20 protein-coding genes are annotated in these 24,198 nt (G+C 51.8%); 19 read left to right on the forward strand and 1 reads right to left on the reverse strand.

The window, feature by feature from the left end:
- Positions 1–97: 97 nt before the first annotated feature.
- The 18 genes from rpsB (at position 98) to tilS (ending at position 20,918) form a co-directional block, all read left to right on the forward strand.
- Positions 98–847 carry a 30S ribosomal protein S2 gene (rpsB, locus tag M0220_RS10590; protein ID WP_030070405.1) on the forward strand — a complete coding sequence of 250 codons (750 nt, stop codon included), beginning with the start codon at positions 98–100 and terminating at the stop codon, positions 845–847.
- Positions 848–1,066: 219 nt separating this feature from the next.
- Positions 1,067–1,936, forward strand: coding sequence for a translation elongation factor Ts (gene tsf, locus M0220_RS10595; RefSeq protein ID WP_030070404.1), 870 nt, complete (start codon positions 1,067–1,069; stop codon positions 1,934–1,936).
- Positions 1,937–2,058: 122 nt separating this feature from the next.
- The gene (gene pyrH, locus M0220_RS10600; RefSeq protein ID WP_030070403.1) at positions 2,059–2,832 is read left to right on the forward strand and encodes a UMP kinase; all 774 of its coding nucleotides are present in this window, start codon (positions 2,059–2,061) and stop codon (positions 2,830–2,832) included.
- A 4-nt stretch (positions 2,833–2,836) separates the two neighbouring features.
- Positions 2,837–3,394, forward strand: coding sequence for a ribosome recycling factor (frr, locus tag M0220_RS10605; protein WP_030070402.1), 558 nt, complete (start codon positions 2,837–2,839; stop codon positions 3,392–3,394).
- A 101-nt stretch (positions 3,395–3,495) separates the two neighbouring features.
- The gene (gene uppS, locus M0220_RS10610) at positions 3,496–4,281 is read left to right on the forward strand and encodes a polyprenyl diphosphate synthase (RefSeq protein ID WP_264017609.1); all 786 of its coding nucleotides are present in this window, start codon (positions 3,496–3,498) and stop codon (positions 4,279–4,281) included.
- Positions 4,274–5,095, forward strand: coding sequence for a phosphatidate cytidylyltransferase (locus tag M0220_RS10615; protein ID WP_264017610.1), 822 nt, complete (start codon positions 4,274–4,276; stop codon positions 5,093–5,095). The genes uppS and M0220_RS10615 overlap by 8 nt, the downstream gene beginning before the upstream one ends.
- A complete protein-coding gene (gene ispC / locus M0220_RS10620; RefSeq protein ID WP_030070399.1) occupies positions 5,092–6,288 on the forward strand; it encodes a 1-deoxy-D-xylulose-5-phosphate reductoisomerase in 1,197 nt (398 codons plus the stop codon). Before M0220_RS10615 ends, ispC begins: the two co-directional genes overlap by 4 nt.
- 42 nt (positions 6,289–6,330) lie before the next feature.
- Positions 6,331–7,689 (forward strand): sigma E protease regulator RseP, encoded by a 1,359-nt coding sequence (gene rseP / locus M0220_RS10625; RefSeq protein ID WP_030070398.1) that lies wholly within the window; start codon positions 6,331–6,333, stop codon positions 7,687–7,689.
- A gap of 100 nt (positions 7,690–7,789) precedes the next feature.
- On the forward strand, positions 7,790–10,141 hold the full coding sequence (gene bamA / locus M0220_RS10630; protein WP_030070397.1) for an outer membrane protein assembly factor BamA: 2,352 nt from the start codon (positions 7,790–7,792) through the stop codon (positions 10,139–10,141).
- Positions 10,142–10,158: 17 nt separating this feature from the next.
- Entirely contained in the window at positions 10,159–10,665 is a 507-nt protein-coding gene (locus tag M0220_RS10635) for an OmpH family outer membrane protein (RefSeq protein ID WP_030070396.1), read from the forward strand.
- Between the two features lie 51 nt (positions 10,666–10,716).
- A complete protein-coding gene (gene lpxD, locus M0220_RS10640) occupies positions 10,717–11,760 on the forward strand; it encodes a UDP-3-O-(3-hydroxymyristoyl)glucosamine N-acyltransferase (protein ID WP_264017611.1) in 1,044 nt (347 codons plus the stop codon).
- A gap of 138 nt (positions 11,761–11,898) precedes the next feature.
- Positions 11,899–12,342, forward strand: coding sequence for a 3-hydroxyacyl-ACP dehydratase FabZ (fabZ, locus tag M0220_RS10645; protein ID WP_035536331.1), 444 nt, complete (start codon positions 11,899–11,901; stop codon positions 12,340–12,342).
- Entirely contained in the window at positions 12,339–13,106 is a 768-nt protein-coding gene (gene lpxA / locus M0220_RS10650) for an acyl-ACP--UDP-N-acetylglucosamine O-acyltransferase (protein ID WP_264017612.1), read from the forward strand. Before fabZ ends, lpxA begins: the two co-directional genes overlap by 4 nt.
- Positions 13,107–13,170: 64 nt before the next feature.
- Complete coding sequence (gene lpxB, locus M0220_RS10655) at positions 13,171–14,370, forward strand: lipid-A-disaccharide synthase (protein ID WP_264019219.1); 1,200 nt, start codon at positions 13,171–13,173, stop codon at positions 14,368–14,370.
- Positions 14,360–14,977 (forward strand): ribonuclease HII, encoded by a 618-nt coding sequence (gene rnhB, locus M0220_RS10660; RefSeq protein WP_264017613.1) that lies wholly within the window; start codon positions 14,360–14,362, stop codon positions 14,975–14,977. The genes lpxB and rnhB overlap by 11 nt, the downstream gene beginning before the upstream one ends.
- A 38-nt stretch (positions 14,978–15,015) precedes the next feature.
- On the forward strand, positions 15,016–18,519 hold the full coding sequence (gene dnaE, locus M0220_RS10665; RefSeq protein ID WP_264017614.1) for a DNA polymerase III subunit alpha: 3,504 nt from the start codon (positions 15,016–15,018) through the stop codon (positions 18,517–18,519).
- A gap of 172 nt (positions 18,520–18,691) precedes the next feature.
- Complete coding sequence (gene accA, locus M0220_RS10670) at positions 18,692–19,648, forward strand: acetyl-CoA carboxylase carboxyl transferase subunit alpha (RefSeq protein ID WP_030070389.1); 957 nt, start codon at positions 18,692–18,694, stop codon at positions 19,646–19,648.
- Positions 19,629–20,918 carry a tRNA lysidine(34) synthetase TilS gene (tilS, locus tag M0220_RS10675; RefSeq protein ID WP_264017615.1) on the forward strand — a complete coding sequence of 430 codons (1,290 nt, stop codon included), beginning with the start codon at positions 19,629–19,631 and terminating at the stop codon, positions 20,916–20,918. Before accA ends, tilS begins: the two co-directional genes overlap by 20 nt.
- Here the strand turns inward: tilS and ppx are convergent.
- Positions 20,887–22,434: an exopolyphosphatase gene (gene ppx / locus M0220_RS10680; RefSeq protein ID WP_264017616.1), complete on the reverse strand. Its 1,548-nt coding sequence runs from the start codon at positions 22,432–22,434 to the stop codon at positions 20,887–20,889. The genes tilS and ppx overlap by 32 nt on opposite strands.
- A gap of 480 nt (positions 22,435–22,914) precedes the next feature.
- Here ppx and rho point away from each other — a divergent pair, with 480 nt between their 5' ends.
- Positions 22,915–24,174: a transcription termination factor Rho gene (rho, locus tag M0220_RS10685; protein ID WP_009724159.1), complete on the forward strand. Its 1,260-nt coding sequence runs from the start codon at positions 22,915–22,917 to the stop codon at positions 24,172–24,174.
- Positions 24,175–24,198 lie beyond the last annotated feature (24 nt).

Consider the following 24,198-nt stretch of genomic DNA (forward strand, 5'->3'; position numbering starts at 1 on the left):
GCACATGGTCCCGGGTGCCGCTGGCGACGTGTAACGACGCCACTGGTCGGATCCATGGGGTGCGTGGAGGCCTAACCCGAGTTTCAGGAGTTTTATCATGTCTCACGTTAATATGCGTGACCTGCTAAAAGCAGGCGCTCACTTCGGTCACCAAACCAAGTACTGGAATCCGAAGATGGGTAAATTCATCTTCGGCGCGCGCAACAAGATTCATATCATCAACCTTGAGCACACCCTGCCGGCGCTGAACGAAGCGATCGACGTGGTTGAGAAAATGGCGGCATCCAACAACAAAATTTTGTTTGTTGGCACCAAGCGCAGCGCTAGCAAGATTATCAAAGAAGAAGCAAACCGCGTTAACCAGCCGTTCGTCAATCATCGCTGGTTGGGCGGTATGTTGACCAACTTCAAGACCATTCGTCAGTCCATCAAGCGCCTGCGTGACTTAGAAACAATGCGCGAAGACGGCACGTTCGAGAAGCTGACCAAGAAAGAAGTCTTGATGGCAACGCGTGAGCAGGAAAAGCTTGAGCGTTCTATCGGCGGTATCAAGAACATGGGTGGCCTTCCGGACGCACTGTTCGTTATCGATGTTGACCACGAGCGCATCGCGATCAACGAAGCCAACAAGCTGGGTATCCCGGTTATTGGTGTAGTTGATACCAACTCCAACCCAGATGGCGTTGATTACGTGATCCCGGGTAACGATGACTCCATTCGTGCTATTCAGATCTACGTGAAAGCTATTGCTGACGCGTGTGGTCGTGCGAAAGAAGGTCGTCCGGATGAGTTTGTCGAAGTGACTGAAGAAGCCGCTTCTGCTGACACTGACGCTGCTGCCGAGTAACGGTTGCAGTGGTGCGGCGGTCAGTTAAAGCCGCATCATGTTTAAGAGGGGGCCTTACGCCCCCTTTTTCCCGCTTTGAGTTCGCTCAGGCGGGCCGATTATGCCGGACGCTTAATGCCGGCGAATGCTCTGCAAAGTGATACGCAACGGTCATCTACCGAGCTTATACTCTGTAGCGCGTTTAACTTTCAGCTAGAACCATTTCCGAGGTGAAAACTCATGGCAGCTATCAGCGCCTCTCAGGTTAAGGAACTGCGCGAACGTACCGGTCTTGGCATGATGGAGTGTAAAAAAGCACTTACTGAAGCCGACGGTGATATCGAAGTTGCAATCGAGAACTTGCGTAAAAGCTCTGGCCTTAAAGCCGCGAAGAAAGCGGGTCGTACCGCTGCAGAAGGTGCCGTTGTTACGCGTGTAGCAGAAGACGGCAGTTACGGTGTGATGGTAGAGATCAACTCCGAAACTGACTTCGTTGCTCGTGATGATAACTTCATTGATTTCTCCAATAAGATCGTTGACGCGTTCTTTGCGGCGAAAAACGAAGACGTTGCAGCAGTAATGGCTGGCGAACTCGAGTCCACTCGTGAGCAGCTAGTACAGAAAATCGGCGAGAACATCGGCGTGCGTCGTGCTGTTGTTGTAAACGCTGTTGAAGGTGGCCTTGTAGGCGAATACGTTCACGGCGGCCGTATCGGCGTCTTGACCGTTCTGAAAGGTGGTAACTCGGAAGCTGCTAAAGACGTTGCTATGCACGTTGCAGCGATTAATCCGTCGGTTGCCCATCCAGAAGATATGCCGCAAGAAGAGCTAGATAAAGAAAAAGCGATTATTCTGGCCCAGCCGGACATGGCCGGTAAGCCTGAGCAGATCGCTGAGAAAATGGTTCAAGGCCGTCTGAAAAAGTACTTGGCTGAGAACAGCCTGACCGAACAGCCGTTTGTTAAAGACCCGAACCAGTCGGTTGCTGAGTTTGTTAAGGCAGCGGGTGGTGAAGTGGTTAGCTTCACTCGTTTCGAAGTGGGCGAAGGCATCGAGAAAGAAGAAGTCGATTTTGCTAAAGAAGTTATGGAACAGGCTGGCCGTCGCTAAGGTCAGATGTTTTAGAAAGAAAATGGCGTGCGCGCGAGCGCACGCCTTTGTGTATCCGGCCCCTGTGAAAAATGGGGGTCGTCTCGCCCGCCTGTGTTCAGGTCTGCCTCAGGAGAGATGCCATGTCACGTGAAGTTCAAGAGTCCACCCCCGCGGTTGCTGTCAGTAAGACTGAAAAGTCGAAATCAAAATACAAGCGTATTTTGCTGAAGTTGTCTGGCGAAGCGCTAATGGGTGAGCACGATTTTGGTATTGATCCGAAAGTGCTGGATCGTATGGCGCTAGAGATCGGCCAATTGGTTGGTATTGGCGTTCAGGTGGGTATTGTAATCGGTGGTGGCAACCTGTTCCGTGGTGCGGCGCTTAATGAAGCGGGTATGGATCGGGTGACGGGTGACCACATGGGAATGCTGGCAACAGTAATGAATGCGCTAGCAATGCGAGATGCACTTGAGCGCTCTAATATTCGCTCGCGTGTAATGTCAGCGATTCCCATGAGTGGTGTGGTGGAGCATTACGATCGCCGCACTGCCATCCGCTACTTAACGTCAGGCGATGTGGTGCTGTTTTCCGCGGGCACGGGAAACCCTTTCTTCACGACCGACTCTGCCGCCTGCTTACGCGGCATTGAAGTAGATGTTGATGTCGTGATCAAAGCGACCAAAGTAGACGGTGTGTACAATAAAGACCCGGTTAAGCACGCCGATGCTGTGAAATATGACCAGCTCTCCTATGATGACGCGCTAGACCAAAAGTTAGGCGTTATGGATTTGACCGCAATCTGCCTGGTACGTGACCATAATATGCCGGTGCGGGTATTTGATATGAACAAGCCTGGTGCTCTACTAAATTTAGTAGTAGGGGGCAAGGAAGGCACGCTGATATATAGAGGGTAACCACGTGATCAATGACATCAAAAAAGATGCAGATTCTCGCATGAAAAAAAGTGTTGAAGCGCTTAACAGCAACTTCAACAAGATCCGCACAGGGCGGGCTCATCCCAGTATTCTAGATGCTGTTACCGTTGATTATTACGGTGGTCAGGTGCCACTGAATCAAGTAGCTTCTGTTAACGTTGAAGATGCCCGTACGCTAACGGTAACGCCCTGGGAACAAGGCATGGTGCCTAAGATTGAGAAGGCGATTATGACCTCTGATTTAGGTCTGAACCCTTCTAGTGCTGGTAATGTCATTCGTGTGCCAATGCCAATGCTGACCGAAGAGACACGCAAAGGTTACATCAAGCAGGCACGTAGCGAAGCTGAACATGCGCGCGTGGCGGTTCGTAACGTACGTCGTGATGCCAACGGTGATTTTAAATCTTTATTAAAAGATAAAGAGATTACCGAAGACGATCAGCGCCAGGGTGAAGATGAAATCCAGAAGCTGACGGATAAGTATATTGCTGAGATCGATAAAGCGCTTGCCGCAAAAGAACAGGATCTCATGCAGGTATAGTTTTTAAAAATAGCTACCTGCTTTCAATCAACCACGGGGAGCCTCGCTGCCCGTGGGCCATCGCTTGGCTTTATTATGACTGATCTTTGGTACGAGAACCCATGACGTCTCCGCAGCTTCCTCAAGCGCAGCAGGAGAGCGCGCCGCCTTCTCGATCCGAGGAGGTGCCGCCATCCCATGTTGCTATTATTATGGATGGTAATAACCGCTGGGCGCGTGCAAGAGGGCTTTCTGGTGTGCGTGGCCACCGAGCGGGTGTCGAGGCCGTGAGAGCGGTTATTGAACGCGCTGCACAACGAGGCGTTCAGACATTGAGCCTTTTCGCTTTTTCTAGTGAAAACTGGAAGCGTCCGACTGCTGAAGTGAATGCGTTGATGGAGCTTTTTTTGATGGCGCTTAAGCGTGAGGTCAAAAAGCTCAACGAGCGTAATATCCGTTTGTCCATTATTGGCGAACAAAGCGGTTTTTCTCATGCTATTCAAAAGCATATTCAGCGTGCTGAGGCATTGACCGCAGAGAACACTGGCATGCATCTAGTTATCGCTGCAAACTACGGTGGCCAATGGGATCTTGCACGAGCGGCTAAGCAGTTGGCGAAACAAGTAGCGGCAGGTGAGCTGGCAGCTGATGACATTGATGAGGCGTGCTTCGATGCGGCGATGAATACGCACAATGTACCGCCAGTAGATTTATGTATCCGCACCAGCGGCGAGCAGCGCCTATCTAATTTTATGTTATGGCAGCTGGCCTACGCGGAACTGCATTTTTCACCACTGCTATGGCCAGATTTCAATGGGGCGGCACTAGATGAGGCGCTTAATGATTTTTGCCTGCGTCGCCGTCGCTTTGGTATGACCGATGCACAAATAGAGGCGCAAGGTGCTTAAACAGCGGATAATTACTGCAGCCTGGTTAGCACCCTTAACGCTGATCGGCTTGTTCGGACTACAAGGTGGGGCCTTTGCACTATTTACAGCGTTAATTGTGCTGCTAAGTGCTTGGGAGTGGACCAACTTAGCTGGTGTAACTCGTCATGGAGCACGTTTTGCCCTGGTCGCAGTGATGGCAGTGTTGATGCTGGCGATGTGGTTAGGGGGGGCCGCTTTTGCCGCTTGGCCGCTGTGGCTGGCAGCTGTTGGGTGGCTGGTAAACCTTTACTGGGTGACCCACTACCCTGGCACCGTTGGTCAGTGGCAAGCCACCTCACGGCGATTGCTGATGGGAGGCTGGGTATTGCTGCCATGCTGGGTAGGATTCAATGTGCTCCGCGACAGTGGCGCAGTATGGCTGCTGTTTGTGTTGTTGCTGGTTTGGACAGCGGACATCGGTGCTTACTTTGCTGGCAGGCGGTGGGGGAAAAATAAGCTAGCACCGAAAGTAAGCCCAGGTAAGTCCTGGGAGGGTGTTTATGGTGGCCTGGCGGCCACACTGTTGTTAGCGATTGTGTTTGCTGCGTGGCAGCCCATTAGCCTTATGGGCGGCATTGCCCTCGTAGTGATCACCGGACTAGTTACGCTGGTGTCAGTACTGGGTGATTTGCTAGAAAGTATGCTCAAGCGCTATCGAAACATTAAGGATTCAAGCCAGCTCCTGCCAGGCCATGGTGGCGTACTGGATCGTATTGATAGCCTGACAGCGGCAGTGCCTATTTTTGCACTGTTCTATCTGCAGGTGATCCACTTACAGGTAAGCGCTCTATGAGTCAGTCAGCTGTTCAGCGCATTACTGTGCTTGGTTCAACAGGCTCAATTGGTAAAAGTACGCTTGATGTGATTGCGCGGTATCCAGATCGTTATCACGTTTATGCCTTAACGGCTCATACCTCCAAAGAAGTGCTCTTCACACAATGTAATGCTCACCGTCCTTCAATTGCCGTACTCAATGACCCTGCTGATGCTGTGTGGTTGCAGCATGCGCTTGCATCAGTAGGGTTGGATATTGAGGTGCTCGTTGGCCCTGAAGCATTGTGTCACGTTGCCCAAGATCCAAACGTAGATACGGTGATGGCCGCTATTGTTGGTGCAGCCGGACTACTGCCTGCATTAGCGGCAGCTGAGTCAGGAAAGCGTGTATTACTAGCCAATAAAGAAGCCCTGGTAATGAGTGGCGCGCTATTTATGGACGCCGTCTCACGCTCCGGCGCTACCTTATTGCCGATTGATTCCGAACATAATGCTATATACCAGTGTCTACCTATCGAGCATCGAGGTGGGCTGCGTCAGCACGGTGTTCGCCAGTTGCTGCTTACCGCCTCTGGTGGGCCGTTTCGCGGCTGGCAGGCAGACGATATTGCTAAGGTAACGCCCGAGCAGGCTTGTCATCATCCTAACTGGTCGATGGGGCGTAAAATTTCGGTTGATAGCGCAACGTTGATGAATAAAGGGCTAGAGCTTATCGAAGCGTGCTGGCTATTTGATGCAACGCCTGATCAGATACAGGTCGTGGTTCATCCGCAAAGCGTTATTCATTCGATGGTTGCCTATGATGATGGATCGGTCATTGCGCAATTAGGTAACCCGGATATGCGTACGCCGATCGCATATGGTTTAGCGTGGCCGGAACGCATTGACGCCGGAGTTGAAACGCTGGATCTTTTTCAAGTAGCGCGTCTGGATTTTGAGGCACCTGATGAATTACTTTTTCCCTGCTTGAGGCTTGCTCGTGAGGCAATGCACAAGGGGGGGGCAGCGCCAGCGATTTTAAATGCTGCTAATGAAATCGCTGTAGAGGCCTTTCTTGAAAAACAGCTTGGCTTCAGCGCGATTGCTGATGTAGTGGCTAGCGTAATGGCGTTGCCGTTTGAAGAGCAGGCTGACACGCTTGAACAGATACTAGCCGCAGATCAGTGGGCGCGAGAGCAGGCAGAACGCCTCGTTCATCAGCAAGCTGTTTAGCATCATCACCGTTGATCAGCGAGTCACGTAAAGGAGCAAAGAGTGGGCCTGATACAGAACATATTAGCGGTGATCGTGGTGCTTGGGTTGTTGGTAACCTTCCACGAGTTTGGTCATTTCTGGGTGGCGCGACGCTGTGGTGTCAAGGTGCTGCGTTTTTCTGTTGGTTTTGGTAAACCCCTCTGGTCGACGGTTGATCGCCATGGTACCGAGTTTGCAGTAGCGGCTATCCCCTTGGGTGGCTATGTAAAGATGCTGGACGAGCGCGAAGCACCTGTACCTGATGAGCAATTAGACCAAGCATTTAACCGCAAAACTGTGTGGCAGCGTATTGCAATTGTTGCCGCGGGACCGATTGCTAACTTTTTACTTGCGATAGTTGCCTATTGGGCGCTGTTTGTTGCTGGTACTACAACGGTGATTCCTGTCGTTGGCGACGTTACGCCTAACTCCCCGGCGGCAGAGGCAGGCCTTACTCATGGCGCTGAAATTACCTCGGTCCAGGGAGATGCCATGCGCTCCTGGGAAGAGATTAATTTAAAGCTTGTCTCTATGATCGGATTCGATGGCGACTTAATACTTGAGGCGCAGCCAGAAGGGTCTAATGCTGCTCGGGTTTATCAGCTTCCCGTGAGCGACTATATGGTCCGTCAGGATCCGCCTCAACCGCTACAAAGCTTGGGAATTACGCCATGGCGTCCGAACGTTCCCGCAGTGCTAGGCCAAGTAGTAGAGGGGCAGCCGGCTTCTCAAGCGGGTCTTCGTGTTGGCGACCGTATTGTGTCGCTAAATGGCGAGCCAATTGACGACTGGATGCAGTTTGTTTCAGTTATTCGAGAGAATGCGGGTCAAACCTTAGACGTTGGTTATCAGCGTGGCAACGAACAGTCTAGTCTCTCTTTAACGCCAGCCCGTAATACGCTGGAGAGTGGCAGCGAGGTTGGTTACATTGGAGCCGGGGCGCAACAGGTATCTTGGCCCGAGGAGCAACAGCGTGAAATTCGCTATGGTCCTATCGAGGCTGTTGGCCAAGCACTATCACGTACAGGTGAGATGACGCTGCTAACGGTAGATGCTATTCGCAAAATGTTGGTAGGGCTTATTTCACCGTCGAACCTTTCGGGCCCGATTACTATTGCACAGATTTCCGGTGATTCTGCCCGGGCAGGTATGGAAGTGTTTATAGGCTTCTTAGCCTATCTTTCCATCAGTCTAGGAGTGCTGAACTTACTACCGATACCTGTGCTCGATGGCGGGCATCTACTTTATTACTTTATAGAGGTTGTGCGTGGGCGGCCGGTCTCTGAGCAAACGCAAGCGGTAGGGTTGCGTATAGGGCTTGCCATGGTAGGCACCCTAATGTTGACGGCTCTCTATTTTGATCTGATGCGCCTGTGGTAATGACGCGTGTAGGGCGCTGGATGCCTTGTCATCTGCCTGCACAAATGTATATGGTGCCTATCTGGAATGATAGGCAGACCAACGCGAGCGAACTGACTGCATGAAAATCAAGACCCTTGGAATGGCGGCACTGTTGCTGATAGGTACCAGCAGTGCCCAAGCACAATCCTTTGATGTTTCCGACATTCGTGTGGAGGGACTGCAGCGGGTATCTGCCGCCTCGGTCTTTAATGCGTTTCCCGTCAATGCCAATGACCGCGTTAGCGAACAGCAGCTGGCTGCCGCGGCCAGGGATCTGTTTGCTACAGGTTTGTTTGAAGACGTTTCTCTTGCGCGCGAGGGCGACGTGCTGGTTATCCAAGTCGTTGAGCGACCGACCATTGCGCGCTTGAATATCGAAGGGAATCAGCAAATTTCTGATGAGGATTTGCGCAATGGTCTGCGCGAATCAGGCCTTTCTGAAGGACAGGTGCTGCAGCTTTCCACGCTAGAAGAGATTCAGCGTGAGCTTGAAGGTGTTTATCAAGCTCAAGGGCGCTATAGCGCAAGTATTGACGTAGAAGTTGATGAAATTGATGAAGGCCGTGTTCAGGTTAATATCAATGTCAATGAAGGCGAAGTTGCTAAAATCCGGCAAATTAATATTGTTGGTAATGAAGCATTTGACGACGATACGCTGCGTGACGTATTTGAATTAAATGACCGCCCAGGACGTATTTTTGGCTGGTTCTCCAGCGACGAGTACTCCCGCGAAGCTCTGGCGGGTGATATTGAGCGCTTACGCTCTTTCTACCTTGATCGTGGTTACGTTAATTTTGATGTTACTTCAACGCAAGTATCGATTGGTCCTGAAAAATCTGAAATTTTCATCACTTTAAACATTGATGAAGGCAACCAGTTCCAAATCGGCGATATTCGTTTTGCCGGTGACCTGCAAATTAACGAAAACGAAGCGCGCGAATTACTCGAAATTGAAAGGGGTGACACCTTTTCGCGCGGCGAAGTAAATGCGTCGACTGAAGCGCTTCGCCAACGCCTTGGCGCAGAGGGATTTGCATTTGCTGACGTACAAGGCATTCCTGAGCTATCCGACGATGGTGAAACCGTTGATATCGTCATTGCCGTGGATCCTGGTCAGCGCACCTACGTGCGCCGTATTGAATTCTACGGTAACACCACAACGCAAGATGAAGTGCTGCGTCGTGAAATGATTCAGTTAGAAGGCGCTCCTGCATCAACTGAATCGATTACCCAGTCACGCCAGCGCCTGGAGCGTCTCGGCTTCTTTAGTCAAGTTGAGGTCAGCACCCAGCCAGTCCCTGGTCAGCCTGATTTGCTAGACGTAACGTATAACGTTGAGGAGCAGCCATCCGGTTCTGTCTCTGCCAGTGTCGGCTTCTCACAAAGCGCAGGTGTCATTTATGGCGTTGGGCTGGCCCAAAATAACTTTCTGGGCACCGGTAACCGCGTTAATGTGGGCGCGCAACGTAGTGATACGTTTACCAGCGTTAATTTTGCCTTTACCGACCCCTACTGGACATTAGATGGTATTTCGCGCGGATATAATCTTTTTTACCGCGAAACCGATTACGGCGATTCCGATATCTCTACGTTCTCTACGGACGCTTATGGTGCCGGCATTAACTTTGGTTATCCGATTAGTGAACTTTCTCGCCTGAATTTTGGTGCTAGCCTTGAAGAGCTGACGGTTAAAACCTACAACGATTCTGCTTCAGAAATTATTCGTTATGTCGACGATCAAGGCGATAATGCGCAAAGCCTTAAATTAACGGCGAGCTGGACGCGTAATAATTTAAATCGCGGCATTATGCCGACAGCAGGCAATTATCAACGTCTATCACTAGAAACAGGTGTGCCGGGCAGCGATGCCGAGTACTACAAGGTTCGCGCCCGTGCACAGCAGCTGTTTCCAATTAACGATGATCAGACCTGGGCGCTGAAGTTTAGTGGAAATTTGGGCTATGCCGATACACTTGGTGGCAATGATCCTTACCCGTTTTATGAGAACTTTTATGCCGGTGGCTTAGGTTCAGTGCGCGGCTTTACCTCCAACACGTTGGGTCAACGCACAACTCCTACCCGTGATGGGGGGCGTGATCGTACATTGGGCGGCAACGTATTAGTGGAAGGCTCTGCCGAAGTGCTCTTCCCCATGCCGTTTGTGGAAGATAAGCGGTCAATTCAACCCTCCCTCTTTTTGGATGCAGGTAATACCTTCTTAAGTTCTTGCTATGATGTGCAGGAGGCAGATGTTGGGCGTCAGCAATGCAGCTCTGGGGTCGACCTGGGCGACTTGCGCTACAGTGTAGGCATTGGACTGTCGTGGCTAACACCGGTGGGTCCGCTGACCTTCAGTGTGGCAGAACCGCTAAACGAAGAGAGCGGTGACGATACGCAGTTCTTCCAGTTCTCGCTGGGCCAAACATTCTAATATAAGGAGTAATATTGATGCGTAAACTGACAGCCGCCGTGTGCTTACTGGGCGCGATGACACTACCTACCTATGCCGTTGCTGCAGAAGTGGCTGTGCTCGATTGGCGTGCCGCCTTAATGAATACACAGTCAGCCCAGTCGTCACTAAGCCAGTTGGAAGGGCAAATTGGTAACCAGCAGCGTGAGGCCCAAGCATTAGGCGAAGAGCTTCAACGCTTGCAAGAGCGACTGCAGCGTGAAGGCGAGACAATGTCCCAATCTCAGCGAGACCCACTCATTGCTGAACTGCAGCAAAAAGGTAGTCGTTTTGAGGAATTGCGCCGTGAAGTGCTTCAAGCACAACAGGCTTCTGAGCAGCGTTTCTTAGAGGGCGCTGAGTCAAAGCTTGAAAGGGCTGTTGAGCAAGTGCTTGAGCGCCACAGTATTGATGTCTTGGTAGAGCCTCAAGGGGTATTGCACTCATCAACAGATCTGCCTAACGTGACCAATGAGGTTACGCAGATTTTTGATTCGCTAAACTAAAATTATGATTGATGGTGCGGCTAGCCCGCACCCATGTTTCACTGGGCTCCCATGACGCACGCTTTTCACTATCTAACCCTTAACGATGTCGCACGTCACTTGGGCATTGACTTCGAGGGTAACGCCGACCAGCCAATTAAAGGTTTGGCCACACTTAAAGATGCGACGTCGGATCACGTTGCTTTTCTAGCCAACCGTGCATACCTAAAAGATTTGGCGACTACAAAAGCAGCCGCTGTATTGTTACATCCTGAGCATGCTAAACATTGTCCTGTGGCACGCTTAGAGATGAATAATCCTTATTTGGGTTACGCCAAACTCTCACAGCTATTTGATCCATTGCCTGCTCGGGATATTCCCGGTATTCACCCGTCAGCTGTGGTAGCGGACAGCGCTATTTTAGGTGAGGGAATTTCTGTTCAAGCACATGCTGTGATTGAAGCAGGTGTAGTGCTAGGTAAGCATGTGGTGGTTGGCGCTGGCAGTGTGATTGGTGCCGATAGTGTAATTGGGGATGATACGCGAATACACGCTAACGTTACTGTTTGCCACGGCGTTGTAGTGGGAAAACGAGCCATCTTGCATAGCGGCTGTGTGATTGGCGGCGATGGTTTTGGTTTTGCTCACGACGGTGCTGGTTGGCATAAAATTGCTCAGCTAGGCGGCGTCGTACTGGGTGATGACGTTGAGGTTGGCAGTTGTTCAAGTATTGATCGCGGTGCCTTAGGCGATACGGTGATTGGTAACGATGTCAAAATTGATAGCCAAGTACAAATTGCCCATAACGTGACGATTGGGGATCACAGCGCTTTAGCAGGCTGCGTTGGTATTGCTGGTTCTACTAAGGTGGGCAAGCACTGCATGCTCGGCGGTGGCGTTGGGCTTTCTGGTCACCTCACCATTTGCGATGGTGTGCAGGTAACGGGTATGAGCTTAGTGACCAATTCGATTCATGAGCCAGGTGTTTATTCGTCGGGTACTGGTGCTATGAACAATACCCAATGGCGTAAAAATGCGGTGCGATTTAAACAGCTCGATGAAATAGCCAAGCGCTTGTCTCGACTAGAGAAAAGCCAGCGCAGTGAGTCGTTATGAATCGTTATGCCAGCAATTTATAGGCAGGTAACTTGAGGCTGTATAGCAGCAGGTTATAATTCACTGCTTTTTTACCAGCAAACTTGCTGGTGCGTGCCTGATATTACTCAGGCCTTTTGTCATTTAGAGGTCGTTACGATGGTTATGGATATTAACGAAATTCGCGAATACTTGCCCCACCGCTACCCATTCTTGCTGGTGGATCGAGTAACGCAATTAACCGTGGGCGAAACCATCGTTGCGTATAAGAATGTTAGCATCAACGAGCCGTTTTTTAATGGCCATTTCCCTCATCACCCTATTATGCCAGGTGTTTTAGTACTAGAAGCGCTGGCTCAGGTGTGCGGAATTTTAGGTTTTAAAACAGTCAATAAACTGCCAGCTGATGGCTATGTTTATTATTTGGTAGGAAGTGATAATGTACGCTTCAAGCGCCCCGTGATGCCCGGTGACCAATTAGTGCTGGAGGCAAATGTGATTCGTGGTAAGCGTGGTATTTGGAAGTTCGCCTGCCGTGCGACGGTTAACGGTGAGCTAGCCTGCGAGGCAGAAATTATCTGTGCTGAGAGGAAGGTAGCTTGATACATCCTACTGCACTGGTTGATCCTAAAGCGCAGCTTGCTGATGATGTCGAGGTGGGGCCATTTAGTGTGATTGGGCCAAATGTCACTATTGGCGCTGGCTCTGTGATTGGCTCTCACGTCGTTATTAAAGGACCTACCGTTCTAGGCGAGCGTACACGAATTTTTCAATTTGCTTCGGTAGGCGAGGATTGCCAGGATAAAAAATACGCTGGCGAACCAACACGCTTAATTATGGGGGATGATAACGTTGTTCGTGAAGGCGTTACCCTCCATCGTGGTACCGTACAAGATCGCGGTGAAACCACCATTGGATCGCGTAACCTGTTTATGGCGTATGTTCATGTCGGCCATGACTGCGTGATTGGCAACGACTGTATTCTAGCGAACCAAGTCACTTTGGCAGGTCATGTTGTACTCGGCGACCATGCTATTTTAGGTGGTTTGGCGGCTGTTCATCAGTTTTGCCACTTTGGTGAACATGCGATGGCCGGGGGTGGGTCTATTATTACCAAAGATACCCCCGCTTACGTGATGATCAATGGCAATCCTGCTGAAGCACGAGGCCTTAATCTGGTTGGCTTGAAGCGGCGTGGTTTTAGCCGTGATGCAATCAATGCCTTAAGCAGTGCTTATAAGTTAGTGTATCGCCAAGGTTTAACCGTTGAGCAGGCAGTTAGCGAAATGCGCAGCCGGTTCGATTTGCCAGAAGTCACCACGTTTGCCGACTCAATTGAGCGGTCTACGCGCGGTATCATCCGCTAACAACGTTGATGGCTAGTTAGCATCAACGATGGACTCAAATGCTCATATCTCTTCCTTTCTCATCATGACACTTCAGCGCGTATACATTGTCGCAGGCGAACTCTCTGGCGATATTCTCGGTGCAGGGTTGATGCATGAGCTTACGCTGATGCATCCCAACGTTGAGTTTCGAGGTCTAGGCGGCCCACGTATGGAAGCGCATGGGCTGACGAGCCGCTTTCCCCTTGAAACATTATCGGTGATGGGCCTGGTGGAGGTCGTCAAGCACCTGCCTGAACTCATTCGCGTGCGCCGCATACTGCGCGAAGAAGCACTCGCCTGGCAGCCGGATATTATGATTGGCATCGACGCGCCCGACTTCAATATTGGCCTTGAAAAACAGCTACGCGCTGCCGGACTGAAGACAGCCCACTATGTGAGCCCTTCGGTATGGGCATGGCGGCAAGGGCGTGTGAAAAAGATCGCTAAGGCGGTTAATGGCATGTTAACACTGCTGCCGTTTGAAGCTGATTTTTACCATCAGCATCAGGTGCCGGTTGCTTTCGTTGGCCATCCATTAGCGGATGAATTACCGCTTGAGAATGATCGCCAAACGGCTCGCCAAACACTCGCATTGCCTGCTCAAGTTCCTGTTTTGGCAATATTGCCTGGTTCGCGGGGCAATGAAATACGCTTTTTGGGCGATACATTTTTACGCGCTGCCGAATTGCTCTGTCAGCGTAATGAAGCGCTGCATGTGGTCATTCCCGCAGCGACCCATCAGCGGTATCAAGAAATCATCCAGCTTCTGGCAAGCTACCCTATGTTAAGCAAGCGGGTCATGCTCTTGGAAGGTCAGGCACGAGAGGCAATGGTAGCCAGCGATGCTGTATTGCTTGCCTCGGGCACCGCGGCACTAGAGGCCATGTTATGCCATCGGTCAATGCTGGTAGCTTACAAAATGGCACCGATGACCCACTGGCTGGCAAAACGCTTAGTGAAAACTAAATGGATTTCATTACCTAACTTAATTGCTCAAGAGAGTGTGGTGCCAGAACTGATTCAGGATGCGGCAACGCCAGAAGGGATTGCTGAGCAGCTCGACGAAATGATTAATAATGCAGCAGAACGCCACGCCCTAGAAGCACGCTTTGCCGATATGCACCGTGGTTTACAGCGCAATGCCAGCCAACGTGCTGCGCAGGCTATAGCCTCTCTGGTGGCGGGCCAGCCATTGGTTTGCAGTGGCGAAGTTGCCCAAGAAGGAAGCCATCATGGCCGTTAAGCCGACTGCCTATCCTCCTTTAGTGATCGACTACCATGGTGACTTTCTAGCAGGCGTTGACGAAGTCGGGCGTGGGCCTCTGATCGGCAGTGTTGTTGCATCGGCGGTAATTCTTGATCCTAGTCGCCCGATTGAGGGGCTAACGGATTCCAAAAAACTTACCGCTAAAAAGCGTGAAGCGCTGGATGTACAGATTCGTGAGTGCGCATTAGCGTTTGCTGTGGCAGAAGCCAGCGCTGCTGAAGTCGACCAGCTAAATATTTATCATGCCACTCATCTTGCTATGCGGCGTGCCATTGATGCCTTAACACCCGCGGCAGACTATTTATTGGTAGATGGTAATCGGCTGCCTGGGCATGAGCTGCCTGGGCAAGCGGTAGTGAAAGGCGATGCTCGTCATCCTGCGATCGCTGCTGCATCGATTTTGGCTAAAGTCGCCCGCGACGCACAGATGGCCGAGCTGGATCTGCGCTATCCTGACTATGGCTTTGCCCGTCACAAAGGGTACCCAACGAAAGAACATTTGGCGGCACTATCTGCCCACGGGCCGCTTGCCGAGCATCGCCGGAGCTTTGCGCCAGTTCAGCGTCAGTTAGCGCTGCTGTAAGCTTTTTCTATTTATCTAGCCTTGTTGCTGAGAGTCCCATGACGGTTCCGTTTGTTCATCTACGTTTGCACAGTGAATACTCCCTGGTTGATGGCTTGGTAAAACTCAAGTCACTGGTCAGCACCACCGCGGAGCGTGGGATGCCAGCACTGGCCTTAACCGATGAAGCTAACCTGTTTGGTCTGGTTAAGTTCTATAAAGCGGCCCAGGGTGCTGGCCTTAAGCCGATCATCGGTAGCGACTTATGGCTGCACAACCCTCATGATGAGGCCCATCCATATCGCATTACGCTGCTGGCGATGAACGATGTTGGTTATCGCAATCTCACTGAATTGATTTCTAAAGGGTGGACGGATGGCCAGCGCCACGGGCGAGCCATTCTGGACAAGCAGTGGGTGCTAGCGCAAAGCGAAGGATTGATTGCACTATCAGGCGGGCGTGAAGGCGAAATAGGTCGTCACTTGCTGTCTGAGCATGAGCGCGAAGCCCGGGAGCTGTTAGAAGAGTGGCAGCGCGCCTTTCCAGATCGTTTTTATCTGGAGTTAATCCGTACCGGGCGGCCGCTTGAAGAAGAGTGTGTTCACGCGAGTGTGAAGCTGGCGATCGCATCAAATACCCCGGTGGTCGCAACCAATGACGTGCGCTTTTTAGAGCGGGAAGACTTCTGGGCCCACGAAACCCGCGTTGCCATTGGTGAAGGCAAGGCTTTGGATGATCCTCGCCGTGAACGACGCTATACCGAAGAGCAGTACCTGAAAAGCCCTGAGGAAATGGCAGCACTGTTTGCCGATATTCCTGAAGCGCTTGAAAACAGCGTCATGATTGCTGAGCGGTGTAGCGTTGACGTGCGCCTGGGGGAAATTTTTCTGCCGGAGTTCGAAATACCCGACGGGATGACCCAGGATGAGTTTTTCCGCAAAGTCTCCCATGACGGTCTCACTGAACGGTTAGATTTTTTGTTCCCAGCTGAACAGTACCCTCGCGATAGCGATGCTTATCGCGAGATTAATCAGCGCTACCGTGACCGGCTTGAATTTGAGCTGAACGTTATTATCCAGATGGGCTTCCCTGGCTATTTTCTGATCGTGATGGACTTCATTCAGTGGGCCAAGGATAACAACGTGCCAGTTGGCCCAGGGCGGGGTTCTGGTGCGGGCTCCTTAGTGGCTTACGCGCAAAAAATTACCGATCTTGATCCGATTGGCTACGACCTGCTATTTGAGCGCTTTCTTAACCCTGAACGTGTCTCCATGCCTGACTTTGACGTCGATTTTTGCATGGAAAAGCGTGACAAGGTGATTGAATACGTGGCGAATCGCTACGGCCGCAATGCGGTATCTCAGATTGTTACCTTTGGCACCATGGCCGCGAAAGCGGTGGTGCGCGATGTGGCGCGTGCCCAGGGGCGGCCCTACTCGTTGGGCGACAAGCTCTCCAAGCTGATTCCCTTTGAAGTGGGAATGACGCTTGCCAAAGCGATTGAGCAAGAACCAGCCCTGAAAGAGTTTATTGGCAACGACGAAGAAGCCGAAGAGATCTGGGAAATGGCCCTTAAGCTTGAGGGCACCACGCGGGGGACTGGTAAGCACGCGGGGGGCGTCGTCATTGCCCCCACCAAGCTAACCGACTTCTCGCCGCTGTTATGCGATGAAGATGGTTCAGGCCTCGTGGTTCAGTTCGATAAAAACGACATCGAAGACGCCGGGCTAGTGAAGTTCGACTTCTTGGGCCTGCGGACGCTGACGATTATCGACTGGGCGCTGGAAATGGTCGATAAAGTGCGTGGGGTAAACGGTCAAGCGCCGCTCAATATCGACGCTATCCCGCTAGACGATAGTAAAACGTTTGAGATGCTGAAACGAGCGGAAACCACCGCTGTTTTCCAGCTGGAATCTCGTGGTATGAAGGAGCTGATTAAGCGCCTGCTGCCAGACTCTCTCGACGATATGATCGCCTTGGTAGCGCTATTTCGCCCAGGCCCGCTACAGTCGGGCATGGTGGATGACTTTATCAACCGTAAGCATGGCCGTGCCGAAGTCTCTTATCCACACCCAGATTATCAGCATGACCTTCTAAAACCGGTGCTCAGCCCGACATACGGCATTATTTTGTACCAAGAGCAGGTCATGCAGATTGCTCAGGTAATGGCTGGCTATTCATTGGGTCAGGCCGACATGCTGCGCCGCGCCATGGGTAAGAAAAAGCCCGAAGAGATGGCCAAGCAGCGTTCAGGCTTTATGGAAGGCTGTGCGGCTAACGGTATCGATAAAGACCTTGCAGGCAATATTTTTGATCTTGTTGAGAAGTTCGCTGGTTACGGCTTTAACAAGTCGCACTCAGCCGCTTACGCTTTGGTGTCGTATCAAACTGCCTGGCTGAAGGCGCACTATCCTGGGCCGTTTATGGCCGCCGTTATGTCAACGGAAATGGATAACCTGGACAAGGTGGTGCCGCTGATAGAAGAGTGTCGCCACCTCAAACTGACGGTTACACCGCCGGATGTTAATGTCGGTGGCTACAAGTTTACCGTAGATACCGAAGGGCGCGTGGTGTACGGCTTAGGTGCCATTCGCGGTGTCGGTGAAGGCCCGATTGGGGCGATTGTTGAAGCTCGTAATACGGATGGTCCGTTTAAAGACCTGTTCGATTTTTGTCGGCGCATGGATCCCAAGCGCATGAACAAGCGTACGCTGGAAGCGCTGATTCGGTCGGGTGCGTTAGATAACTTGGGTCCGAATCGGGCGGTGTTATCCGCTGCGATGGAAGATGCCTTGAAAGCCGCTGCGCAAAACCACGCCAATCAAAACCTGGGTATGCTGGATATGTTTGGCGATGCGTTTAGCGCAGAAGAGGAAGCGACAGACCCTTACGCTGAGTATCAAAGCGCCCGTGAGTGGACGGATCGTGAGCGCCTTTCTGGGGAAAAAGATACGCTGGGCCTCTATCTAACCGGTCATCCCATTGATGAATATGAGCGTGAGCTAAAACGCTTTGTTTCTACTCGCATTAGTGATTTGAAGGCTTCGCGTGAGCCGCAGCGGGTGGCGGGATTAGTGGTAGCTATGCGCACCATGAAGTCCAAGCGTGGCGATACCATGGCGTTTATCACACTAGATGATCGTACTGGGCGCATCGAAGCTTCGCTATTTGGCGAACTATTTGATCAACTGCGGGGCCAAATTGAGTCTGATCAAGTGATCATCGTTGAAGGTGAAGTATCCAACGATGACTTTTCCGGCGGTTTGCGCTTGCGGGGCAAAGACGTGACGCCGATGGTGACCGCACGTATTCGCTATGGCGAAGCGGTGGAATTAGCATTGGATGCTGAACAGATCAACGGACGTCTAGTCGATAGCCTACGCGAGAGCCTTACGCCATACCGCGATACCGGCGGATTGCCAGTTCGGCTGCAGTATCGTCACTCAGAAGCGGTCGGTTGGTTAGCATTGGCGGATGACTGGAAAGTAGCTCCCAGCGATGATCTGCTGTTAGCCCTTCGTGATGTGCAAGGGCAGGTAGGTGTTCAGCTACGCTACCGTTAGAAAACGCACTAAACGTATACGAGCCGGTGTCAGATGGAAGACTAAATGACCGTGCGGCACGCTAATTGAAAGGGTACTGCCTTGCGTGGCAAGTTCAGGGTGCGATAATGCCACTATACATGCCCGTTTCAACAAGGCTTCTTTTTTTATAGGCAGCTTACAGGCAGAGCCGATGAATCCTAATTATCTCGATTTTGAACAGCCCATTGCCGAGCTTCAGGCAAAAATTGAGGAGCTGCGTTTGGTTAGCTCCGATAGCCAGGTTAATCTTTCTGACGAGATTTCTCGTTTAGAGGAGAAGAGCCGTAAGTTAACCGAATCGATCTTCAAGGATTTAACGCCCTGGCAGGTTTCTCAAATATCTCGTCACCCCCAGCGTCCTTATACGCTGGATTATCTTGAGCATATTTTTACTGACTTTGATGAGCTTCATGGTGACCGTAACTTTGCTGATGACGCCGCATTAGTTGGTGGCATTGCGCGTCTGGACGATCAACCGGTGATGGTCATTGGCCATCAAAAAGGTCGTGATGTAAAAGAAAAGGTGCGCCGTAACTTTGGCATGCCGCGGCCAGAAGGTTATCGCAAAGCCTGTCGCTTAATGGAGATGGCAGAGCGTTTTAAAATGCCCATTCTAACCTTTATCGATACGCCTGGTGCCTACCCTGGGATCGATGCGGAAGAGCGGGGGCAGTCGGAAGCCATTGCCTACAATCTGGCAGTGATGTCGCGCCTAAAAACGCCGATTATCTCCACCGTGGTGGGTGAAGGTGGCTCCGGTGGCGCGCTAGCCATTGGCGTATGCGACGAGCTACATATGCTGCAGTACTCCACTTATTCGGTGATTTCACCGGAAGGCTGTGCGTCGATTCTTTGGAAGAGCGCTGAAAAAGCATCTGACGCCGCCCAAGCCATGGGTATCACCGCCGAGCGCCTTAAAGAGCTTGGCTTTGTTGATGAGCTAATTAAAGAGCCGTTGGGTGGCGCTCATCGACATCCAATGACTACCGCCGAGCGCGTTAAAGAGGCGTTGGCTAACAGTCTGGAACGTCTGCAAAGCTTTGATAGCGATGCACTGCTAGAGCGTCGCTACAAACGGTTGATGAGCTATGGCGCTCCAGCCGCCTAAGCCGCTGTTACGCTTGCTAAATGACGCCCTGGCGGAAACCCCGCCGGGGCGTACTATTTGGGTGGCGCTTTCTGGGGGGCTGGATTCTTCGCTGCTGCTGACGTTGGCCGCTGAAGTTTGTCGAGATGCAGGACGCCCACTGCAGGCGATTCATATTAACCATGGCTTGCAGGCCGCAGCTAGTGCCTTTGAAGCGCATTGTCTGGCGCTGTGTGATGCGCTTAACGTAACGCTGGTGACGGCAAGCGTCGCGGTAGACACACTCGGCGAGGGCGTTGAGGGGGCGGCACGGCGAGCACGCTATCAGGCGTTCATGACGCATATTCCCGCTGGCGATACGCTATGGCTAGCCCAGCACCAAGATGATCAAGCGGAGACGTTGCTGTTGGCGGCGCTACGCGGCAGTGGCGTGCGTGGGTTGGCGGGTATGCCTTTTCGCCGTGATTGGCAGGGGCTGACCCTGCTACGGCCCTGGCTGAGTATCAGTAGACAGACGTTGGCTGATGCAGCGCATGGGTTATCAATCAGTTGGTGCGAGGACCCAACCAACCGCGATATCGCGTTTGATCGCAACCGCTTACGCCATCAGGTGATGCCAGCCTTACAGCTACGTTGGCCTGACGCTGCACGGGCCCTTGCCAACAGCGCCCAACATGCCGGCGAGGCAGACCAACTGTTGGCGTCCTATGCCGCGGAAGAGCTAGCAACGCTAATGCGAGGAGAGCGCTGCATGGATGCTACGCTGCTTAGCCAATGCTCTTTACCGCGCCAACGACTGCTCGTGCGTACACTTTGTGAGCAGCTAGCGCTCCCAACGCCGCCGCAGAAACGTCTGGAAAGCTTGCTTTCGCAACTAGGTGCGGCAAGCGATGCCCAGGTCAAAGTGGTATGGCCGGGTGCAGAAGCACGCATGTGGCAGCGCCGTCTCTACCTCATGCCTCCGCTGACGCCGTTGCCTAGTTGGGAAGTTGAATGGGACGGTGTACTGGAGCAGACAACGCCCTTAGGACCGCTGCAAGTAGCGTTGACACCACCACGCCGCGTAACGCTGCGTTGGCGACGGGGTGGAGAGGTTATTGCGTTAAAAGAGCGCGGAAGGCGAGATATTAAGCGCTTACTCCAAGAGCGGGGAATACCGCCCTGGGAGCGTGAGCGTTTGATTGTCGTGATGGATGGAAAGGTATGTTTGGCCGTTATCCTGCCGCCTGCTAATGTGCTCTGGCAGGCAGAAGGGGTTGTTATTGATTTGCCTCTACTACCAAAAACGTAAAGCCAGCCGCTGTCATATAGGCTTGTTCTTGCTCCATATCGGTACTTAGCAGTGTCGGCTCGTCGCTGGCAGGTAGCGTTATCGTCAGCGTTTCGCCTTCTGCTTTAATAGCCGGTAACGGTGGAGCAACTTCAGATCGCGAGTGATTAATAAGCACAGCAAGACGCATCAGGCGGGCAAGTTTGGCGCAGCCTTCCTGATGGGAGGCGGGTAACGCCTGCCACTCTTTGGTGGGAAACTTGCGGCGATGGGCACGCACTAAAAACGCCAGTAAGCGCTGTTCAGGGCGCGAAAAGCCAGCTAAGTCGGAATGTTCTAGCAAGTAGGCGCCATGGCGATGAAACTGGCTATGAGAAATAGCTAGGCCAATTTCATGCACATGACTTGCCCAGACAAGGTAGTGGCCTTGCTCTTGGGATAGCCCCCAGGCTTTTTTTACGTCGTTAAATAGCCGAAGGGCAGTGTCGGCAACATTTTCGGCTTGCCGAGAGTCAACATCATAAATCCGCTTCAATGCATCTAAGCTTTTAGAACGGGTATCTTCTGCGCTATTTCGGCCCGCCATATCATAAAGCACCCCTTCGCGCAGGGCTCCATCCGCGAAGCGCATTTGGGAAAGATTAAAGGCTTCAAAAATAGCGTTTAAAATGGCAATACCTGCCGGAAAAACTTTTGCTCGATCAGGTTTTAGGCCATCTAGCTCAACTTTGTCTAGCTGTTTGCATTTGAGTAAGCGTTCGCGCAGCTTTTTTAATCCGCTGCGAGTGATAACACCTTCCTGAGGCGTATCGCCATAGGCATATAGCACGCTAGCAGCGGCTTTAATCGTGCCACTAGAACCTACTGGATCCTGCCAGCCAAGGCGTTGGTAGGGTCGCTGAATATTGGCCAGTTCTGACAGGGCGGCGAGCTCAGCGCGACGCATACGTTTTTCACTGAGCTCGCCGTCACGAAAGAAACGGCTGCTGAAAGTGACGCAGCCCATGCGTAGGCTTTCAAGTGCTTTAGGCTCAAACGCTTCACCAATAATGAACTCGGTAGAACCACCGCCGATATCGACAATTAAACGGCGTCCATTCTCAGCCAATGCGTGGGCGGCCCCCAAATAGATCAGGCGAGCCTCTTCACGACCAGCAATAATTTCGATGGCGTGTCCAAGCTGCGCTTCGGCACGCTCAATAAATGTTTGGCTGTTATAGGCATCACGCAACGCATTGGTTCCAACAATGCGAAGGTTGGCACTCTCAATGTCGGTGAGAAACGGCGCAAAGCGGCCTAGGCAATCTAACGCTCGCTGCATCGCGGCTTCGCTTAAATAACCGTTTTCATCTAGCCCAGCGGCTAATTGAACCTTTTCACCCATCCTAGCGACGACTTGCAGGCGCTCATGTTGATAGTTGGCGACCAACAAATGAAAGCTATTAGAACCCAGATCAATGGCGGCTAAGCGCTGCGGTTCGGTGTTATCCAATTCAGCCGGCGACGCGGCGAGAGGGAATGAAATTTCCTTGGGCATGGGCGTTCCTTCCTAGTGGCTATGCCAAGGTTGCGGTGCCTCATTAGTATTGTCAATTGTCAAAGGCTTGCGTTTATCTCGGGCCTTGACTACCATCGAGCTACTGGCTTGATCCGAGTTAGCTTGTTTGTCTATTAAACAAGTGTATTTAAGCGAGTGTATTGCTCAGATATTTTGAGTGGTACGTATCCAATTGACATCAGCCAGATGTCCAAGTCGTCAGATAACCCCTGAAACAGCACCTTTCTGTGCTAATCAGATTAACTATTTTGCTAGCACCCTCACGCTGAGCAGTCAATTATGCCGCTACTCCTTCTTAGGCATAGCTATGATAACTCTCTAGCGATCAGTATCTGAGCGTGTGCTTAGTGGGGTTCTGAACGCATCACTCGGCGCTTAGCCCTACTATTTAGGCCACGCCTCCTGTCTTATTCCCGGCGCTTGTCGCCTAGCTTTCATGAGCAACTTTCTAACACACCGATGAATCTCACTGAACTCAAGCAAAAAACCGTTCCCGAGCTGCTCGATATCGCCCGTGAAATGGGTATCGACAACCTAGCCCGTTCGCGCAAGCAGGACATCATCTTCGCTATCCTCAAAAAGCATGCAAAAAGCGGTGAGGATATCTACGGCGATGGTGTGCTGGAAATACTTCAGGATGGCTTTGGCTTCCTGCGTAGCGCCGACAGCTCGTACCTCGCCGGACCGGACGATATTTACGTATCGCCGTCGCAGATTCGCCGTTTCAATCTGCGTAAAGGTGATTCCATTTCCGGCAAAATCCGCCCGCCAAAAGAAGGTGAGCGCTACTTTGCCCTACTCAAAGTTAGCCAGATCAACTTTGATCGTCCGGAAAATGCCAAGCATAAGATTCTCTTTGAGAACTTAACGCCGCTATTCCCAGATGATCGGATGCGCATGGAGATCGGTAACGGCTCTACCGAAGATCTTACCGCGCGCATCATTGATCTGACGGCGCCAATTGGTAAAGGTCAACGTGGTCTGTTGGTGTCACCGCCTAAAGCGGGTAAGACACTGATGCTGCAGAACATCGCGACGTCGATTACGCGCAATAATCCTGAGTGCCATCTGATTGTATTGCTGATCGATGAGCGCCCTGAGGAAGTTACCGAAATGTCACGCACCGTGCGTGGCGAAGTGGTTGCTTCTACTTTCGATGAACCGCCCGCTCGCCATGTGCAGGTTGCCGAAATGGTCATCGAAAAAGCCAAGCGCTTGGTAGAGCACAAGAAAGATGTGGTGATTCTGCTCGACTCTATCACCCGTTTAGCGCGTGCCTACAACACCGTGGTGCCCAGCTCCGGCAAAGTGCTCACCGGTGGTGTGGACGCTCATGCCCTTGAGAAGCCTAAACGTTTCTTCGGTGCCGCGCGTAATATCGAAGAGGGCGGTAGCCTGACGATTATTGCCACCGCGCTAGTTGATACTGGCTCGAAAATGGACGAAGTCATCTTCGAAGAGTTCAAGGGCACCGGTAATATGGAAGCGCACCTTGACCGCAAGCTAGCTGAGAAACGCGTGTTCCCTGCAATCAACATTCGCCGTAGTGGTACTCGCCGCGAAGATCTGCTGGCGTCTGAAGACGAAATGCAGCGCATGTGGATCCTTCGCAAGCTGCTTAACCCGATGGAAGACACCGCTGCGACAGAGTTCTTGATTGATCGTCTGAAAGATACCAAGACGAATCTGGAGTTCTTTGAAGCGATGAAGCGACGCTAAGTGCTTCATTTGCAGCCAAGCACT

The sequence above is a fragment of the Halomonas qinghailakensis genome (assembly GCF_025820815.1).
Taxonomy (GTDB): Bacteria; Pseudomonadota; Gammaproteobacteria; order Pseudomonadales; family Halomonadaceae; genus Vreelandella; species Vreelandella qaidamensis.

Coding starts and splice junctions, on each gene's coding strand:
- rpsB (WP_030070405.1), top strand. CDS start 98: ATGTCTCACGTTAATATGCGTGACCTGCTAAAAGCAGGCGCTCACTTC.
- tsf (WP_030070404.1), top strand. CDS start 1,067: ATGGCAGCTATCAGCGCCTCTCAGGTTAAGGAACTGCGCGAACGTACC.
- pyrH (WP_030070403.1), top strand. CDS start 2,059: ATGTCACGTGAAGTTCAAGAGTCCACCCCCGCGGTTGCTGTCAGTAAG.
- uppS (WP_264017609.1), top strand. CDS start 3,496: ATGACGTCTCCGCAGCTTCCTCAAGCGCAGCAGGAGAGCGCGCCGCCT.
- ispC (WP_030070399.1), top strand. CDS start 5,092: ATGAGTCAGTCAGCTGTTCAGCGCATTACTGTGCTTGGTTCAACAGGC.
- bamA (WP_030070397.1), top strand. CDS start 7,790: ATGAAAATCAAGACCCTTGGAATGGCGGCACTGTTGCTGATAGGTACC.
- M0220_RS10635 (WP_030070396.1), top strand. CDS start 10,159: ATGCGTAAACTGACAGCCGCCGTGTGCTTACTGGGCGCGATGACACTA.
- lpxD (WP_264017611.1), top strand. CDS start 10,717: ATGACGCACGCTTTTCACTATCTAACCCTTAACGATGTCGCACGTCAC.
- fabZ (WP_035536331.1), top strand. CDS start 11,899: ATGGTTATGGATATTAACGAAATTCGCGAATACTTGCCCCACCGCTAC.
- lpxB (WP_264019219.1), top strand. CDS start 13,171: ATGACACTTCAGCGCGTATACATTGTCGCAGGCGAACTCTCTGGCGAT.
- rnhB (WP_264017613.1), top strand. CDS start 14,360: ATGGCCGTTAAGCCGACTGCCTATCCTCCTTTAGTGATCGACTACCAT.
- dnaE (WP_264017614.1), top strand. CDS start 15,016: ATGACGGTTCCGTTTGTTCATCTACGTTTGCACAGTGAATACTCCCTG.
- accA (WP_030070389.1), top strand. CDS start 18,692: ATGAATCCTAATTATCTCGATTTTGAACAGCCCATTGCCGAGCTTCAG.
- tilS (WP_264017615.1), top strand. CDS start 19,629: ATGGCGCTCCAGCCGCCTAAGCCGCTGTTACGCTTGCTAAATGACGCC.
- ppx (WP_264017616.1), bottom strand. CDS start 22,434: ATGCCCAAGGAAATTTCATTCCCTCTCGCCGCGTCGCCGGCTGAATTG.
- rho (WP_009724159.1), top strand. CDS start 22,915: ATGAATCTCACTGAACTCAAGCAAAAAACCGTTCCCGAGCTGCTCGAT.